Origin of the sequence: Streptomyces sp. TLI_55, from assembly GCF_900206255.1 — a bacterium.
GTDB lineage: Bacteria > Actinomycetota > Actinomycetes > Streptomycetales > Streptomycetaceae > Streptomyces > Streptomyces aquilus.
Genome location: NZ_OAOJ01000001.1, coordinates 7,043,126 through 7,058,112, shown reverse-complemented (window position 1 = coordinate 7,058,112; position 14,987 = coordinate 7,043,126). Strand labels below are relative to the sequence as shown.

Below are 14,987 nucleotides of genomic sequence, written 5' to 3'. Positions count from 1 at the left end.
AACCGAGTCGCTGACCATGACGGGTCTTCAGGACCAGTGCTCCGAGGCGTCCTCGTTCTTCAGCGTGGAGTCGAAATTGAAGTCCCCGTCGCAGTACCGGTCGGAGCCGAAGTACTGGGAGTGGCCGGTGTATCCGGAGTTGTAGTAGATGCGGTAGCTGTTCACACCGCAGGGATCCGCGGAGGCGGCGTTGTTCTTGATCTGCTGCCCGGCACCGGGGCGGCTGCCGCCGGTGCTGAAGACGAAGACGTACTGCCCGTTGCCGTCCAGGCCTGCCGAGAAGTCGTAGATGTCCCCGTACATGTCGGCGATCGCGCCGGGTGCCGGCTGGACGCCGCTTTGGGGCGACGAGTTGTAGTTGATGAAGAGGTCCGCCTCGCAGTCGGGGTCGAAGCCCCTGGAGTCCCGGGAGATGCAGGGCGAGGAGGAGTAGATGACGGTGACCGCGTGGGCCCGGCCCTCGGTGGCGAACGTGGTGACACCGGCACAGGTGACGACGGCGAGACCGATGGCCGCCGCCCGTCTGCTGATGTTCCGGAACGCGGGCAGAGCATGGACCATGACTCGTCCTTTGCAGTGAGGAAGGCAGGCAAACTCTGTGCGGTGTCGGCGAGTTACAGGATTGTCTTCAGAGACCGACAGGAACAACCAAGGGTCACCAAAGAAACCGCCAAGCAACTTGCGGCACTTGAGTCTCCTGGTCACCAATTCCCTTGTGACGTAAGGTCACTTCTCGCGCGTTGACCCTTCACTTGCGGGAACTTCCGTCCCTCGCAACGGGGATGAGGCCTGCCCATCGGGACCCTGGAGGACCCTTGAGGCTGAGACACAGAGCACGTGCGTCCATCACTCTCCTCGCCACTTCACTGGTGGTCACCGGTCTGACCCAGACCGGTCCCGCCTTCGCCTCACCACCCTCCCGGTCGCCCGCGTCCACCGCCGCGTCCTCGGACACGAGCGACCCCACTCCCAAGGCACCCGGCCAGGACCGGGCGTCGAAGGTGCTCTCCCCGGACACGCAACTGCCCAAGGACTGGCGGAAGTCCGCCGACCGCGCGGTGACCGTCGCCGGTGACGGTTCCGCCCTGCGGGTCCTGGCCGCCGACAGCGGCAAGGCCTACCAGTGGCGGACCGTCGCCACGCTCTCGGAGCCCGGCTTCGGCACCGACCTGTGGATCGGGAACGCCTGCGTGACGGGGTCCGGCAAGCGGGCCGTGGTCGTCTACGCGCCCCGGGACTTCACCAACAGCCCCGAGCTGATGGAGCGCGGCGGCTTCGCCGCCGTCGTCGACCTGACCAGCGGCAAGGTCACCAAGCTCGCCGACACGGTCACCCTCGGGTACTTCAACCCGGGCTGCGGCACCGGCGAGACGGCCGTGCTCACCCAGCTGGGTGACGAACAGCGCAACCAGACCCGGCTGTTGACGGTGAACACCGCCACCGGTGCCGTCGTCCGCAGGCAGACCGAGAACGTCCAGGTCACCTCGGCGGTCCCCACAGCCGACGGCATCGTCGGCGCGGCGGCGGGCCGGCTGATCGGCTTCGACCGGAAGAACCGCACCACCGAGCTCGCCACCACGACCGGCCCCGCCTTCGGGCTGCACGTCGACGCCCAGGGAGGCGTCGACTTCCTGGACCAGAAGGACGGCAGGGCCCGCGCCCGCCGCAGCGCGGCCGGCCGGACCACCACCTTCGCCCAGGGCCGGTCGGGCGCGCTGGGCCTGGCGGCCGGCACCTCCGGCCGCGTCTTCCTCACCGGCAAGCCCACCTCCGTGACACACCTTCCCTCGCCCGTGCGGCAGTTGAAGGTCGCGGCGGACGCCGACGTGTCCTCGACCGGCGCGCTCGCCGTGGACCAGGCCGTGTCCGCGAGCCTGCGCAGCCACGTCAGCGACCCGCTCGCGGCGACCGCCTGGAACACCGCGGCGCCGCTGAAGATCAAGACCGAGGTGCCCGCGACCGGGAAGAAGATCTCCTTCACCGTGAGTGCGGCCGCCCCCGGCGCCAAGGCCGCGGGCGAGCAGGCCTCACCGGCCCTGACCCGCTCCGGCACCACGTCGAAGTCCGTGGCCACGATGTCGGCCGCGGCGGCCGGCAGCCCCACGAGCACGATCGACGACGACCGCACCTGTTCGCAGCCGCGCAACGACCCGGCGCAGCAGGCGTACCAGCCCACCCCCAACCAGGTCGAGTGGGCCGCCGACATGGCCATCCGGTCCGACCTCACCAGCGCTTACGTCCGCCAGGGCGGATGGCGTACGGCCGACGGACTGGGCACGGTGAACCCGCAGGGCATGTTCCCGCTGCCGGGACTGACCGGCACCAGCGGCGGACGCATCCCCGCTCAGGTGCTCCTCGGTGTACTGGCCCAGGAGTCCAACCTGTGGCAGGCCGAGGGCGGTGCCCTGCCCGGCCAGACCAGCTCCACCCTGGCCAGCACCAACGGCTTCTACGGCCATCCCAGCGATCCGGCGACCCCTGAGGACCACTGGCAGATCGACTGGTCCAAGACCGACTGCGGCTACGGCATCGGCCAGCAGACCGACGGTATGAAGACCGGTGACGTGGACGAGCTCCCGGCCGCGCAGCAGCGGGCCATCGCACTGGACTACACGTCCAACATCGCGATCGCCGCGCAGACGCTCGAGAAGAAGTGGAACGAGCTGCACGACACGGCCGTCACTCCGGGCGCGATCAAGCTCAACACCGACGACCCGGCGGCACCGGAGAACTGGTTCGCCGCCCTCTGGGACTACAACTCCGGTCTCAACTACTACATCCCGGCCAACCCGTCCGGCTACTGGGGCCTGGGCTGGCTGAACAACCCCTCCAACCCGCTCTACCCGCCGGACCGGCACGCCTTCCTGGACGGCAACACCTACGCCGACGCCGGGCATCCGCAGGACTGGTCGTACGAGGAGAAGGTGCTCGGCTGGGGCGCCTGGCCGATCGACACCGGGCGCGCCTACGCCGACGACGGCACCGCCAACGACAGCAACACCGCGGGCTACTCGGCCGCCTGGTGGAGCACCGACGCCGACCGCTCCTCGGTCAAGCCGGACCTCGACACGTTCTGCGCCCCGCTCGTCAACGACTGCGACCCGGCCAACCCGCCGCGCTGCGAGGTCGACCACCTCGGCGAGACCTGCGATCCACCGCACTGGTACCACGCCAACCAGACCACCTGGAAGGTCGACTGCCCGAACAGCTGCGGTCACGAGTACCTGACGTACAAGACGCTCCGGACCGAACTGGGCAACGGCAACAACGGCGCCGGCACCATGTGCGACAACTCCGATCTGGGCTTCACCGTCGTGGACGACGTGTCGAGCAGCGTCCCGACCTTCACCGACAACTGCGCCAAGTCGGGCTGGACCAACGCCGGGACCTTCGGCTTCCGTTTCAACGCCGACTCCGCGGGCCATTACGAAGCGAAGGGCGACCTGCACCAGATCGGCGGTGGCTTCGGCGACCACTTCTGGTACGCCCACGCCCGCGACGACGCCCACGGCGCCACGGCCAACGTGTCCGATCCCGGCACGGATCCGGGCACCGCGAGCGGCGCGATGGCCGCCACCGGCACCTGGAAACTCAACACCCAGCGCACCTCCTGGACCCGGGTGCTGGTGCATCTGCCCAACACCGGCTCCGGCAGCCAGCAGGCCGTCTACACCATCCACCTCGGCGACGGCACCACCCACAACCGGATCATCAACGCCGTCGCCCACGCCAACCAGTGGGTGAGCCTGGGCATCTACCACTTCACCGCCGGCTCCGATTTCCAGGGCGTAACGCTGTCCAACTACACCCCCGAGGGGCAGGCGGACAACGACGTGGCCTGGGACGCCGTCGGCTTCCAGTGGCTCTCGGCCAAGCCGCGGCACATCGTGGCCTCGCTCGGCGACTCCTACTCCTCGGGCGAGGGCGCCGGCTCCTACGACAAGTCGACCGACCAGGACCACGGAACCGTCGACTGGGACGCCTGCCGGCGCAGCGCCAACGCCTGGCCCCGCAAGCTCGTCCTGCCGGGCGAGTCCGCGAGCCTGTCCCTGCTGTCCGACAACTACAGCCCCGACGCGGAACTGGGCTTCGTCGCCTGCTCCGGCGCCCACACCTGGCAGGTCGACGGGTCCGTCGACACCAGTTACTGGCAGAGCGGTGACATCGCGGCCGGCGACGGCGAGTTCCGGGAGATCCCCCAAGTGGACTCGGGCGTCCTCACCAAGGACACGACCCTGGTGACGCTCACCATCGGCGGCAACAACTACGGCGCGTTCGTCAACGCCGTCACGGACTGCGCGGGCCTGGGGGACTGCGCGGGCAGCGACTTCCTCAGCAAGTACGAGAAGTTGATCGACCAGACCAAGGAGGACATCGGCAACACCCTGGCCGCCGTCGCCCAGCAGGCACCGAACGCCAAGATCCTGCTCGTCGGCTATCCGGAGATCCTCAGCCGCACGGTCAAGTGCACGGGCTCCTGGTACATCGACGGCGACGAGGCCGCCGCGCTGGCGACCCTCGCCAACTACATGGACACCGCGCAGAAGGCCAAGGTGGACGAGTTGCACGCCGCCGGATACGACGTCTCGTACGCCAATCCGGTCTCGGCGTTCGTCGGCCACGGCGGCTGCGACAGCGACGAGTGGATCAACAAGATCGTGCTCGGCCCCAACGGCGACGGGGACTTCCACGAAGGGGACCCGCACGCCGTGTGCATCGCCGCCTCGGGCATCGGTCAGACCTGCCTGAGCCGCGAGGCCTTCCATCCGAACAACGCGGGCACCACCGGATACGAGCACGTGGTCGAGAGCGCCTTGACCTCCATCGGCTATACGGGAGCATGACCGCGTGACGTCCCCCACGCGGCATGCGCCGCGCCGCGACAGCGGGCCGGCCGGGTTCCTCGGCCGGTCGGCCGGCTGTCTCGGCGCGGCCGTGCTGGTCGGCGTGCTGGTGGCCGCGGGCGTGCTGGTCTGGTTCTTCCAGGCCGTGCAGGACAGCGGGCGGGACCGGGAGCGCGACGCCCGGGCCGCCGTCACCGCCGCCGCCGAGCGGCTCAGGGCCCGGCTCCAGAAGGCCGATGCCGACGGCACCCTGACCGATCAGGAGATCGCCGCCGTACTCCGTCCCCGAAGCCCCCGTTCCGTCGTCCGGACCGCGACCGGCACCACCGTCGTGGTGCAGGTCGCCGCGTCCGACTGGGCCCAGTGCTACACGTACACCGCCGGCCGCACCGGCACCGTCACCGCCCGGCCGCTGGACGGCTGCCCGTCGGCCCCAACCTCAAATGTTGCTCTGAAGACGCCCCCTGGGTGATTCGGCTCCGGACCTCGGGGCCATACCCCCGTCACACAGGAACGGCACGGCGTCGAAGGGGACGGCACGGCGGGCACCTGAGCAAGCCACTCGACGGGGAAACGGGGACGGGGACCATGGAGCGACTGGGCACGGGGATCGGCTGGCGGCCGGAGATCGCGGACGCCGTGGAGCGCATGCCGGGCATCGACTGGGTCGAGGTCGTGGCCGAGAACACCTGTCCCGGCCATCTGCCGGAGTCGCTGCGGCGGCTGCGCGAGCGCGGGGTGACCGTGGTCCCGCACGGCGTCTCGCTCGGCCTCGGCGGCGCCGACCGCCCCGACGAGAGCCGCCTGACCGCCCTCGCCGAGCGGGCCGAGGCGCTGGGCTCGCCCCTGGTCACCGAGCACATCGCGTTCGTCCGGGCGGGCGGGCTCCTGACGGCCTCCCCGCGCCTGGAGGCCGGCCACCTGCTGCCGGTCCCCCGCACCCGCGACGCCCTCGACGTGCTGTGCGAGAACGTCCGTATCGCCCAGGCCGCACTGCCCGTGCCGCTCGCCGTGGAGAACATCGCCGCGCTGATCGCCTGGCCGGACGAGGAGATGACGGAGGGGCAGTTCCTGTACGAGCTGGCGGACCGTACGGGCGTACGACTCCTCATCGACGTCGCCAACCTCCACACCAACCACGTCAACCGCGGCGAGGACCCGGCCGCCGCCCTCGCCGACCTCCCCCTGGAAGCCATCGCCTACGTCCACGTGGCGGGCGGCTTCGAGCGGGACGGCGTCTGGCACGACAGCCACGCCCACCCGGTCCCCCGCCCGGTCCTCGACATCCTCACCGACCTCGCCTCCCGGGTGTCGCCGCCGGGGGTCCTCCTGGAACGGGACGAGAACTTCCCGGAACCGGCCGAGCTGGAGGGGGAGTTGGCGGCGATCCGGGGGGCGGTGGAGAAGGGGCGGGAGCAGGGGGCCGCGCCGGGCACGCAAGCCGCCCGCACCACCCGACTCTCCTCCATGCCCGACACCGCCCCGGCCCGCCAGCGGCTCGCCCTCGCGCAGGCCGCGCTGCTGTCCGCCCTCGTCGCCGGGACGCCCGTGCCCGAGGGGTTCGACCGGGTGCGGCTCGGGGTGCAGGCGCGGGCGCTGGCCGGGAAGCGGGCGGACGTCGTCGCGAAGGTCGCGCCCGAACTGCCGGTGATCCTCGGCACGGGGTACCGGGCCGCCTTCCTCGGCTATGCCCACGGGCACCCGATGACCGGCGGGTACCGCAGGGACGCGTTGGACTTCGCCGGGTACGTGCTGGGAGCGGGGGCGGTCCGGGACGCGCGGACGCTGGGTGAACTGCGGGAGTGGTGGCTGGAGCGGTCGGGGTCGCGGCCGCGCTCGCACCGGCCGGGCGTGCGCCTCGCGCGGGCGACGCGGCGGGTGCTGCTGCGCCGCTGAGGCGGACGGTCGTCAGCCGACGTGACCGCGAAGTAACATGCCAACTGCGCACCCGAAACGCACTGGCGTGCGGTGCCGCAAGCAGGAGGCACCATGCGACCCCGACCCCCCGTCAAAGGCCGAGGCATCTTCAGTGGCACCGGGCTCATCATCACCGGCCTGGCGGCGACCCTGGCGGCCCTGATCTTCCCGATCTGGTCGTACGCCGACCGTTCCGGGACGGCGGTCGACGTGCTCAACGCCCAGACGGTGTCGACGAGGTACGGCCCGCTGTCGGCGCTCGACCGGGAGTTCGTCACCAAGGTGCGGCTGGCCGGGCTGTGGGAGCTGCCGGCGGGGCAGCAGGCCCTGCAGAAGGGCACGACACAGGCCGTACGCACCGCGGGTCAGCACCTCGTCGACGGGCACACGTTCCTGGACCAGCGGGTGCGGGCCATGGCCTCGCAGCTCGGCCTCGCCCTCCCCAACGAGCCCAACGACCAGCAGAAGCAGTGGCTGGCCACCCTGAGCTCGGCCCAAGGCGTCGAGTACGACCGGCAGTTCGCCAACATCCTGCGGCTCGCGCACGGCAGGGTCTTCTCGGTCGTCGCCCAGGTGCGGGCCACCACCCGCAACTCCCTGGTCCGCGCCCTCGCCGACGACGCGAACACCACCGTCCTCGACCACATCAAGATCCTGGAGGCCACCGGGTACGTCGACTGGGACGCCCTGGCCCAGGAGATGGTCTCCGGCAGCACTCCCCCGATCACCAACACCCCGGGCCCGCCCGGCCCGACGAGCGACCCGGCCCCGGCGATCCCGGTCACGCCACCGGCGTCCCCGACGTACTCGCTGCCCCCACCCGCCACCAGCCCGCCGCCCAGCGAACCCTGAACGGCCCCAAGGGGAAGGTCACGTACCGGCAACGCTCCGTCCGGATTGTGAACAAGGCATGGCGCCTTCGCGGTCGATTCGCATAGAACAGCGTCATGTTCTGGGTCCTTCTCCTCCTGCTGGCCTGGGCCGCCGCCGGTACCGCGTGTACCCGGTTGTGCCTGGCCGCCGTACGGGCTGCGGCCGTGGACACGGAAGAAGTGGCCGCGGGCCATGGGCACGATCTGACGCTGTACGAGGCGGCGTTCCTGTCCGGCGGCCCCCGGCGGGTCGCCGACCTCACCATGGTCTCGATGGCGCGCCAGCGCCGACTGCTGCTCGCGCACACCGGCTGGGCGACGGTCGTCGACCCTCGCGGCCGGGACGAGATCGAGCGCTCGGTCATCGGGGCGATCGGCCCGGAGGGCCAGTCCCGCATCACCCCGGCGCGGGACGCGGCGGCGACCGCGGCCCCGGTGCGCGGTCTCGCCGACCGGCTCGTCCGCGCGGGCCTCGCCGTGCCGGACGGGGCGCGTACGACGGTGGCGGCGGCCGTGCGCCAGGTGCAGCTCGCCGCGCTCGTCGTCCTCGCGCTGGGCGCGACCGCGCTGCTGACGCCCGCACCGTCGGAGATGCCGCGGCAGCTGATCGCCCTCTGGTTCGCGCTGCCCCTCGCGCTCACCCTGAGCTGCCTCGCCATCGCCCGCGTCGAGGTCCACCCGTACTCCCGCTGGGCCTCCCCCGCCGGCCAGCGCCTGCTCGGCGCCCTGGCCCGCCGCACCGCGGGCGGCGACGACCGTACGTACCTCACGACCGTGGCGGTACGAGGTGTCCGCGCGGTCGGTGAACCGGATCTGCGCGCGGCCTTCGCCGACCGCGAGCAGCACTGGCGCACCGGGCACACCAGGGGCGCATAGGGGGCATTGGCGCCGACACCGGCCGAACGGTGCTTGCCTTCCCTAACAACCGAACTAAACATCCCTTTTGTTGCTGCTGTGCACCGAAGGGATACGCGATGAGAGCCCCCGCCCTCTACTCGGCCGCCGGGACCTTGATCCTGACCACACTCGCGGCCGCCCCGGGCGGCGCCCCCGGAGCCGTCCCGGGCACGGCCGAGCTGCGCGGCGCCGCGACCGCCGCCGCGCGGGCCGAGGCGGCCGGGATCACCTTCGGCAGATGCCCGGACGCGGAGGACCTGCCGGCCGCGATGCAGTGCGGCACGGTCACCGTCCCGCTCGACTACGCGCACCCCGGCGGCAAGCAGATCAAGCTCACCGTCAGCCGGGTCCGGGCCACCCACAAGGACCCGCACAACAGCAAGCGCAAGGTTCCCCGGCAGGGCTCCCTGGTCTACAACCCGGGCGGCCCGGGCGGCTCCGGCATGTACTTCCCGCTCATGGGCTATGTGCCCGAGTGGAAGCGGCTCGCGGCGGCCTACGACCTCGTCGGCTACGCCCCGCGCGGCGTCGGCCGCTCCGCCCCGCTGTCCTGCGAGGACCCCAAGAACTTCCTCAAGGCGCCCTCACCGGCGCCGACGCACCCCTCGGAGTCGTACAAGCAGGAGCGCATCGCCGAGGCGAAGGCCTACGCGCGCGGCTGCGCCCGGCGGGCGGGCGGCGCCCTGCGGCACTACACCTCGCTCAACAACGCCCGCGACCTCGACGTTCTGCGGGCCGCGCTGGGCGAGGAGAAGCTGACGTTCATGGGGGCCTCGTACGGCACCTACTTCGGGGCGCTGTACGCGACGCTGTTCCCCTCGCACGTGCGGCGGATGGTGTTCGACGCGGCGGTGAACCCGGACCCGGAGGAGGTCTGGTACCGCAACAACCTCGCCCAGTCGGCCGCGTTCGAGGACCGCTGGGCGGACTTCCGGGAGTGGGTCGCCCGGCACGACAAGGCGTACGGCCTCGGCGACACGGCCGAGAATGTGCAGCGCAGCTACGACAAGGCGGCGGCCCAGCTGGCGGCGGAGCCGGCCGGCGGGAAGGTCGGGCCCGGGCAGTTGCAGGGGGCGTTCCTCACGGCCGGGTACTACGACGACTTCTGGCCGCACCGGGCGCAGGCGCTGTCCGCCTATCTGAAGGGCGACCCCAAGCCGCTGATCGAGCAGGCGGGGCCGCATCCGGAGGCGGCGAAGGAGGCCGAGAACTCCAGCGCGGTGTACACGGCCGTCGAGTGCAACGACGCGGCCTGGCCGACGGACTGGAGGGTGTGGGACCGGGACAACACGCGGCTCGCTCGGGTGGCGCCGTTCGAGACCTGGGACAACGTGTGGGCGAACCTGCCCTGCGCCTACTGGCAGGCGCCGCGTCAGGAGCCGTTGGACGTGCGGACGGGGCCGGGTGAGCTGCCGTCGACCCTGATCCTGGCGGCCGAGCGGGATGCTGCCGCGCCCTACGAGGGGGCGCTGGAGCTGCACCGGCGGCTGTCGGGGTCGGTGCTGGTGACCGAGCGGGACGCGGGGACGCACGGGATCGCGGGCGGCCCGAACCGGTGCGTCAACAGTTACTTGGACGCGTACTTGTTGGAAGGTCGGCTTCCGGTGCGGCGCGCTGCGTGTGCGCCGCATCCGGAGCCGAAACCACGTGTTGAGCAGTGATGCCGGGTGCGGGTCGTGGGTGGTTGCTCGCGCAGTTCCCCGCGCCCCTGAAAAGCCCTAAGCCAGCCCGGCGACCAGATCCGCCACCGACTTCCTGCGGCCCGTGAAGAACGGGACCTCCTCGCGGACGTGCATGCGGGCCTCCGACGCGCGCAGATGGCGCATGAGGTCGACGATGCGGTACAGCTCGTCGGCCTCGAAGGCCAGGAGCCACTCGTAGTCGCCGAGGGAGAAGGAGGCGACTGTGTTGGCGCGGACGTCCGGGTAGCCGCGGGCCATCTTGCCGTGGTCGGCGAGCATGCGGCGGCGGTCCTCGTCGGGCAGGAGGTACCAGTCGTAGGAGCGCACGAAGGGGTAGACGCTGACGTAGTTGCGCGGCGTCTCGTCGGCGAGGAACGCCGGGATGTGCGAGCGGTTGAACTCGGCGGGGCGGTGCAGCGCCATGTTCGACCACACCGGCTCCAGGGCGCGGCCCAGCTTGGTGCGGCGGAAGAGGTTGTACGCCTCCTGGAGCTGGTCGGCGGTCTCGGCGTGCCACCAGATCATGAGGTCGGCGTCGGCGCGGAGGCCGGAGACGTCGTACGTGCCGCGGATCGTGACGTCCTTCGCGGCGAGCTGGTCGAACAGCTCCTGGACCTCGTCCGCGTAGCCCGCGCGGTCCTCGGGGAGGACGTCCTTCAGCTTGAAGACGGACCAGAGCGTGTAGCGGATGACCTCGTTCAGGTCCTTGGCCAGCTTGCCCTTGTTCGGGATCCGGCCGGCCTCGGGGGTGGGGGCGTCGTTGCTCATGGTCCTTATTCTCCTGCTCCTCCGTGCAGACTCTGCACCGGGTTGGCGGTGAGCTCCTGCACACCGCGGTCGTCGCCGTCCACCTGGTCCACGGCGGCGTACGCGCTCGCGATGCAGGCGGGGATGCCGACGCCGTCGTACTGCGCTCCGCAGACGGCGATGCCGGGAAGCTTGGCCACGTGGTCGCGGACGCGGGCCACGCGCGCGTGGTGGCCGACGGGGTACTGGGGCAGGCCGTCGGTCCAGCGGGTGACGCGGGTTTCCAGGGGGCGGGCGTCGAGGCCGGTGGCCTCGCGCAGGTCGTGGCGGGAGACGTCGACGAGGTCGGCGTCGTCGCGCTCCAGGATCGCCGTCTCGCCGTAGCGGCCGACCGAGGTGCGCAGGACGACGACGTCCGGGTTCTCGTCGGCGATCCAGCCCCACTTCTGGGAAGCGAACGTGGACGCCTTGATGGTGCGGCCGTCGACGGGCGGCACCAGGAAGCCGCTGCCCGCCGGGAGGTCGGTGTCGGTGCGGCGGTAGGCGAGGGTGACCAGGGCCATGGACGCGTACTCGACGCCGGCGAGCTCGGCGGCGGCCCCGGGGGACTCGGCGCGCAGCAGGTCGGCGGCGGCCGGGGCGGGGACGGCGACGATCACGGAGTCGGCGTGCAGGACGCGGTCGCCGGTGACGACCCGCCAGCCCTCGGCGCCGGCGCGGCGCAGCTCGGTGACGGGCGCGCCGGTGACGATCTCGCCGCCGCGCGCGCGGACCGAGTCGGCGACGGCGAGCGGGAGGCTGCCGACGCCGCCCTGGAGGCCCATGAACACCGGGCCCGTCTGCTGGTGGGCGGCGGCCTTGGCCTGGATGTCGCGGACGGCCTCGGTGAGCGAGGTGTGGGTCTTCGCCGCCTGGAACAGCTGCGGGACCGCCGAGCGCATCGAGATCCGGTAGGCGTCGCCCGCGTACACCCCGCCGAGCAGCGGCTCGATCAGCCGGTCGACGACCTCGCGGCCGAGCCGTGCGGCCACGTACTCGCCGACCGCCACGTCGTCACCGACCTCCGTGCGCGGCAGTTCGGCATCGCGGTCGATACGGGCGAGGCCCTCTTCGGAGAGGACGCCTTCGAGGGCGGCGGCGGTGCCCGGGACGCCCATGACATGACCCTTGGGCATGGGGCGCAGGGCGCCGCGGGTCCAGATCGAGGCGGTGGCGGTGGCGGGCGGCTGGAGGCGGTCCGTGAGGCCGACCTCGCGGGCGAGGGCGACGGCCTCGGGTCTACGCGCCAGCATCGACTCCGCGCCGAGGTCCACGCGCGCGCCGGCGATCTCGCCGGGCAGCAGCTTGCCGCCGACGCGGCCGGACGCCTCCAGCACGGTCACCCGCGCCCCGCGCTGCAACAGCCGGTGGGCCGCGGCCAGTCCCGCGACACCCGCTCCGATGACGACGACGTGTCCCGTCGTACCTGATCCGCTCATGGCTCCACCCTCTCAGACGCCACCGACAGCGATGCCAGGGACCTTTGTCCCTTCCGAGTCCCGACCGTGACCCCATCGGAACCACCCCGCCCCAACGTTGCGGGGGGTCCGCGCGTCGAAGGAGCGTCAGTCGTCACAACCCCCGGGGGGACGCTCATGCGCGCACGACATTCCGTACGACCGGTTCACGCCCTGGCGGGCATCCTGCTGGCCGCCGCGCTGGCCCTGTCCGGCTGCAGCGGCGGGGCCGACTCCTCGGACAGCGGTTCCGGCTCCGACAGCGCCGCGCTGTCGGAGGCGAAGGGGGCCGCCCCAGGCGGCGCCGCCGACAGCGACGGCGGCGCGGGCGGCAAGCAGGCGAGCACCGCGCCCACGCTCCCCACCAGCCACATCATCCGTACCGCCGACCTCACCGTGCAGGTCAAGGACGTGCCGAAGGCGCTGGAGGCGGCCCGGACGACCACCGAGAACGCGGGCGGTTACGTCGGCAAGGAGTCCACCTCCCGTGACGAGCAGGGCGCGGAGGAGACGCGGGTGACGCTGCGGGTGCCCGTCGACAAGTACGAGGAGGTGCTGGCCGAGTTGGAGGGCGCGGGCAAGCTCGTCGAGCGCACCGCGAAGGCGCAGGACGTCACCGACCAGGTCGTCGACGTGGAGAGCCGCATCAAGACGCAGCGGGCGAGCGTGGCCCGCATCCGGGAGCTGATGGACCGGGCCACCAAGCTGAGCGACGTGGTCACCCTGGAGGGCGAACTGAGCACCCGCCAGGCCGACCTGGAGGCGCTGCTGGCCCGTCAGGCGTCCCTGAAGGACCGCACGAGCCTGGCGACCATCACGCTGTCGCTGTCCGAGAAGCCGGTGGCGAAGACCGCCGAGGACGACGATCCGGGGGTCATGGACGCCCTGTCGGGCGGCTGGGGCGCGTTCGTGTCGATGCTGCGGTGGATCGTGGTGGCGCTGGCCGCGGTGCTGCCGTTCGCCGCGGGGCTGGCGCTGCTCCTGCTGGCGTGGCTGCGGCTGATCCGCCCCCGGCTGCCGCGCCGCCCGGCCCCGGCTGCCGCGTCGACGGCCCTCGGCCCGCTCCCGGTCGCCCGCCCCGCGCCCGGCCGGGACCAGAGCGGCGAGCAGGACTGAAATGCCCTGCCCCCGTAGCGTGTTCGCATGAACATGAGCGCTGCGAGCGAACGACTGGTCGTGATCGGCGGTGACGCCGCGGGGATGTCCGCGGCGTCCCAGGCCCGCCGACTGAAGGGGCCCGACGCACTGGAGATCGTGGCGTTCGAACGGGGTCACTTCACGTCCTACTCGGCGTGCGGCATCCCGTACTGGGTGGGCGGCGACGTCGAGGACCGGGACGAGCTGATCGCCCGCACGCCCGAGGAGCACCGCGCGCGGGGCATCGACCTGCGCATGCGGACGGAGGTCACGGAGATCGACGTGGCCGGGCAGCGGGTCCGCGCGCGTGACGTCGATTCCGGGGCCGAGTCGTGGACGTCGTACGACAAACTCGTGATCGCGACCGGTGCCCGCCCGATCCGCCCGGAGATGCCGGGCGCCGACGCGCCCGGTGTCCACGGGGTGCAGACCCTGGACGACGGTCAGGCGCTGCTCGACACGCTGGCACGCACGCGTGGCCGCAAGGCGGTGGTGGTCGGCGCCGGGTACATCGGCGTCGAGATGGCCGAGGCGCTCATCAACCGCGGCTACGAGGTGACCGTCGTCAACCGGGGCAGCGAGCCGATGTCGACGCTCGATGCGGACATGGGCCGCCTGGTGCACGAGGCGATGGAGGGCCTGGGCATCACCATGGTCAACGACGCCGCGGTCACCAAGATCCTCACCGGCGAGGACGGCCGGGTGCGGGCGGTGGCCACGGAGGACGCCGAGTATCCGGCGGACGTGGTGGTGCTGGGGATCGGGGTGCGCCCGGAGACCTCGCTGGCCAAGGCCGCGGGGCTGCCCGTGGGCCGGCACGACGGGCTGCTGACCGACCTCGCCCTGCGGGTGCGCGGGCACGAGAACATCTGGGCCGGCGGCGACTGCGTGGAGGTCCTCGACCTGGTCTCCGGCCAGGAGCGCCACATCGCGCTCGGCACGCACGCCAACAAGCACGGCCAGGTCATCGGCGCGAACGTGGGCGGCGGTTACGCCACCTTCCCGGGCGTGGTCGGCACGGCGGTGAGCAAGATCTGCGACCTGGAGATCGCCCGTACCGGCCTGCGCGAGAAGGACGCGCGCAGGGCGGGCCTCCAGTACGAGGCGGTGACCATCGAGTCCACGTCCCGCGCGGGCTACTACCCCGGCGCCTCCCTCATGACGGTGAAGATGCTCGCCGAGCGCCGCACGGGGCGGCTGCTCGGGGTGCAGATCGTCGGGAGGGAGGGCGCCGGCAAGCGGGTGGACATCGCGGCGGTCGCGCTCACGGCCGGGATGACGGTGGAGCAGATGACGGCCCTGGACCTGGGCTACGCCCCGCCGTTCAGCCCCGTGTGGGACCCGGTGCTGGTGGCGGCCCGCAAGGCCGCTTCGAAGTTGCGGGCCGCGTGACGG

The 14,987-nt window shown here is 72.0% G+C and carries 11 protein-coding genes; 8 read left to right on the top strand and 3 right to left on the bottom strand.

Annotated elements, in window-relative coordinates; translation table 11 throughout:
• Positions 1-27: 27 nt before the first annotated feature.
• The gene (locus CRP56_RS32445; RefSeq protein WP_097270039.1) at positions 28-561 is read right to left on the bottom strand and encodes a hypothetical protein; all 534 of its coding nucleotides are present in this window, start codon (positions 559-561) and stop codon (positions 28-30) included.
• Between the two features lie 308 nt (positions 562-869).
• Between CRP56_RS32445 and CRP56_RS32440 the strand changes: the two genes are divergently transcribed.
• The 6 genes from CRP56_RS32440 (at position 870) to CRP56_RS32415 (ending at position 10,191) form a co-directional block, all read left to right on the top strand.
• Positions 870-4,844: a golvesin C-terminal-like domain-containing protein gene (locus CRP56_RS32440; protein WP_097270037.1), complete on the top strand. Its 3,975-nt coding sequence runs from the start codon at positions 870-872 to the stop codon at positions 4,842-4,844.
• A 4-nt stretch (positions 4,845-4,848) separates the two neighbouring features.
• Entirely contained in the window at positions 4,849-5,316 is a 468-nt protein-coding gene (locus tag CRP56_RS32435) for a hypothetical protein (protein WP_097270034.1), read from the top strand.
• 116 nt (positions 5,317-5,432) lie between these two features.
• Positions 5,433-6,740, top strand: coding sequence for a DUF692 domain-containing protein (locus CRP56_RS32430; RefSeq protein ID WP_097270032.1), 1,308 nt, complete (start codon positions 5,433-5,435; stop codon positions 6,738-6,740).
• Positions 6,741-6,833: 93 nt separating this feature from the next.
• A complete protein-coding gene (locus CRP56_RS32425; protein ID WP_097270030.1) occupies positions 6,834-7,613 on the top strand; it encodes a DUF4142 domain-containing protein in 780 nt (259 codons plus the stop codon).
• Between the two features lie 95 nt (positions 7,614-7,708).
• Entirely contained in the window at positions 7,709-8,509 is an 801-nt protein-coding gene (locus CRP56_RS32420) for a TIGR04222 domain-containing membrane protein (RefSeq protein ID WP_097270028.1), read from the top strand.
• Positions 8,510-8,607: 98 nt separating this feature from the next.
• Positions 8,608-10,191, top strand: coding sequence for an alpha/beta hydrolase (locus CRP56_RS32415; protein WP_097270027.1), 1,584 nt, complete (start codon positions 8,608-8,610; stop codon positions 10,189-10,191).
• A 57-nt stretch (positions 10,192-10,248) separates the two neighbouring features.
• Here the strand turns inward: CRP56_RS32415 and hemQ are convergent, their stop codons facing one another.
• Positions 10,249-10,980 carry a hydrogen peroxide-dependent heme synthase gene (gene hemQ, locus CRP56_RS32410; protein ID WP_097270025.1) on the bottom strand — a complete coding sequence of 244 codons (732 nt, stop codon included), beginning with the start codon at positions 10,978-10,980 and terminating at the stop codon, positions 10,249-10,251.
• Positions 10,981-10,985: 5 nt separating this feature from the next.
• Complete coding sequence (gene hemG, locus CRP56_RS32405) at positions 10,986-12,437, bottom strand: protoporphyrinogen oxidase (protein WP_097270023.1); 1,452 nt, start codon at positions 12,435-12,437, stop codon at positions 10,986-10,988.
• A 156-nt stretch (positions 12,438-12,593) separates the two neighbouring features.
• Between hemG and CRP56_RS32400 the strand changes: the two genes are divergently transcribed.
• Together CRP56_RS32400 and CRP56_RS32395 are read left to right on the top strand one after the other, a co-directional pair.
• Positions 12,594-13,571 (top strand): DUF4349 domain-containing protein, encoded by a 978-nt coding sequence (locus CRP56_RS32400; protein ID WP_097270021.1) that lies wholly within the window; start codon positions 12,594-12,596, stop codon positions 13,569-13,571.
• A gap of 27 nt (positions 13,572-13,598) precedes the next feature.
• The gene (locus CRP56_RS32395) at positions 13,599-14,984 is read left to right on the top strand and encodes an FAD-dependent oxidoreductase (RefSeq protein WP_097270019.1); all 1,386 of its coding nucleotides are present in this window, start codon (positions 13,599-13,601) and stop codon (positions 14,982-14,984) included.
• Positions 14,985-14,987: the final 3 nt, after the last annotated feature.

Excerpts from the sequence above, each read along its gene's own strand:
- CRP56_RS32430 (WP_097270032.1), top strand. The coding sequence starts at position 5,433 with ATGGAGCGACTGGGCACGGGGATCGGCTGGCGGCCGGAGATCGCGGAC.
- CRP56_RS32420 (WP_097270028.1), top strand. The coding sequence starts at position 7,709 with ATGTTCTGGGTCCTTCTCCTCCTGCTGGCCTGGGCCGCCGCCGGTACC.
- hemG (WP_097270023.1), bottom strand. The coding sequence starts at position 12,437 with ATGAGCGGATCAGGTACGACGGGACACGTCGTCGTCATCGGAGCGGGT.
- CRP56_RS32425 (WP_097270030.1), top strand. The coding sequence starts at position 6,834 with ATGCGACCCCGACCCCCCGTCAAAGGCCGAGGCATCTTCAGTGGCACC.
- CRP56_RS32445 (WP_097270039.1), bottom strand. The coding sequence starts at position 561 with ATGGTCCATGCTCTGCCCGCGTTCCGGAACATCAGCAGACGGGCGGCG.
- CRP56_RS32395 (WP_097270019.1), top strand. The coding sequence starts at position 13,599 with ATGAACATGAGCGCTGCGAGCGAACGACTGGTCGTGATCGGCGGTGAC.
- CRP56_RS32400 (WP_097270021.1), top strand. The coding sequence starts at position 12,594 with ATGCGCGCACGACATTCCGTACGACCGGTTCACGCCCTGGCGGGCATC.
- CRP56_RS32415 (WP_097270027.1), top strand. The coding sequence starts at position 8,608 with ATGAGAGCCCCCGCCCTCTACTCGGCCGCCGGGACCTTGATCCTGACC.
- hemQ (WP_097270025.1), bottom strand. The coding sequence starts at position 10,980 with ATGAGCAACGACGCCCCCACCCCCGAGGCCGGCCGGATCCCGAACAAG.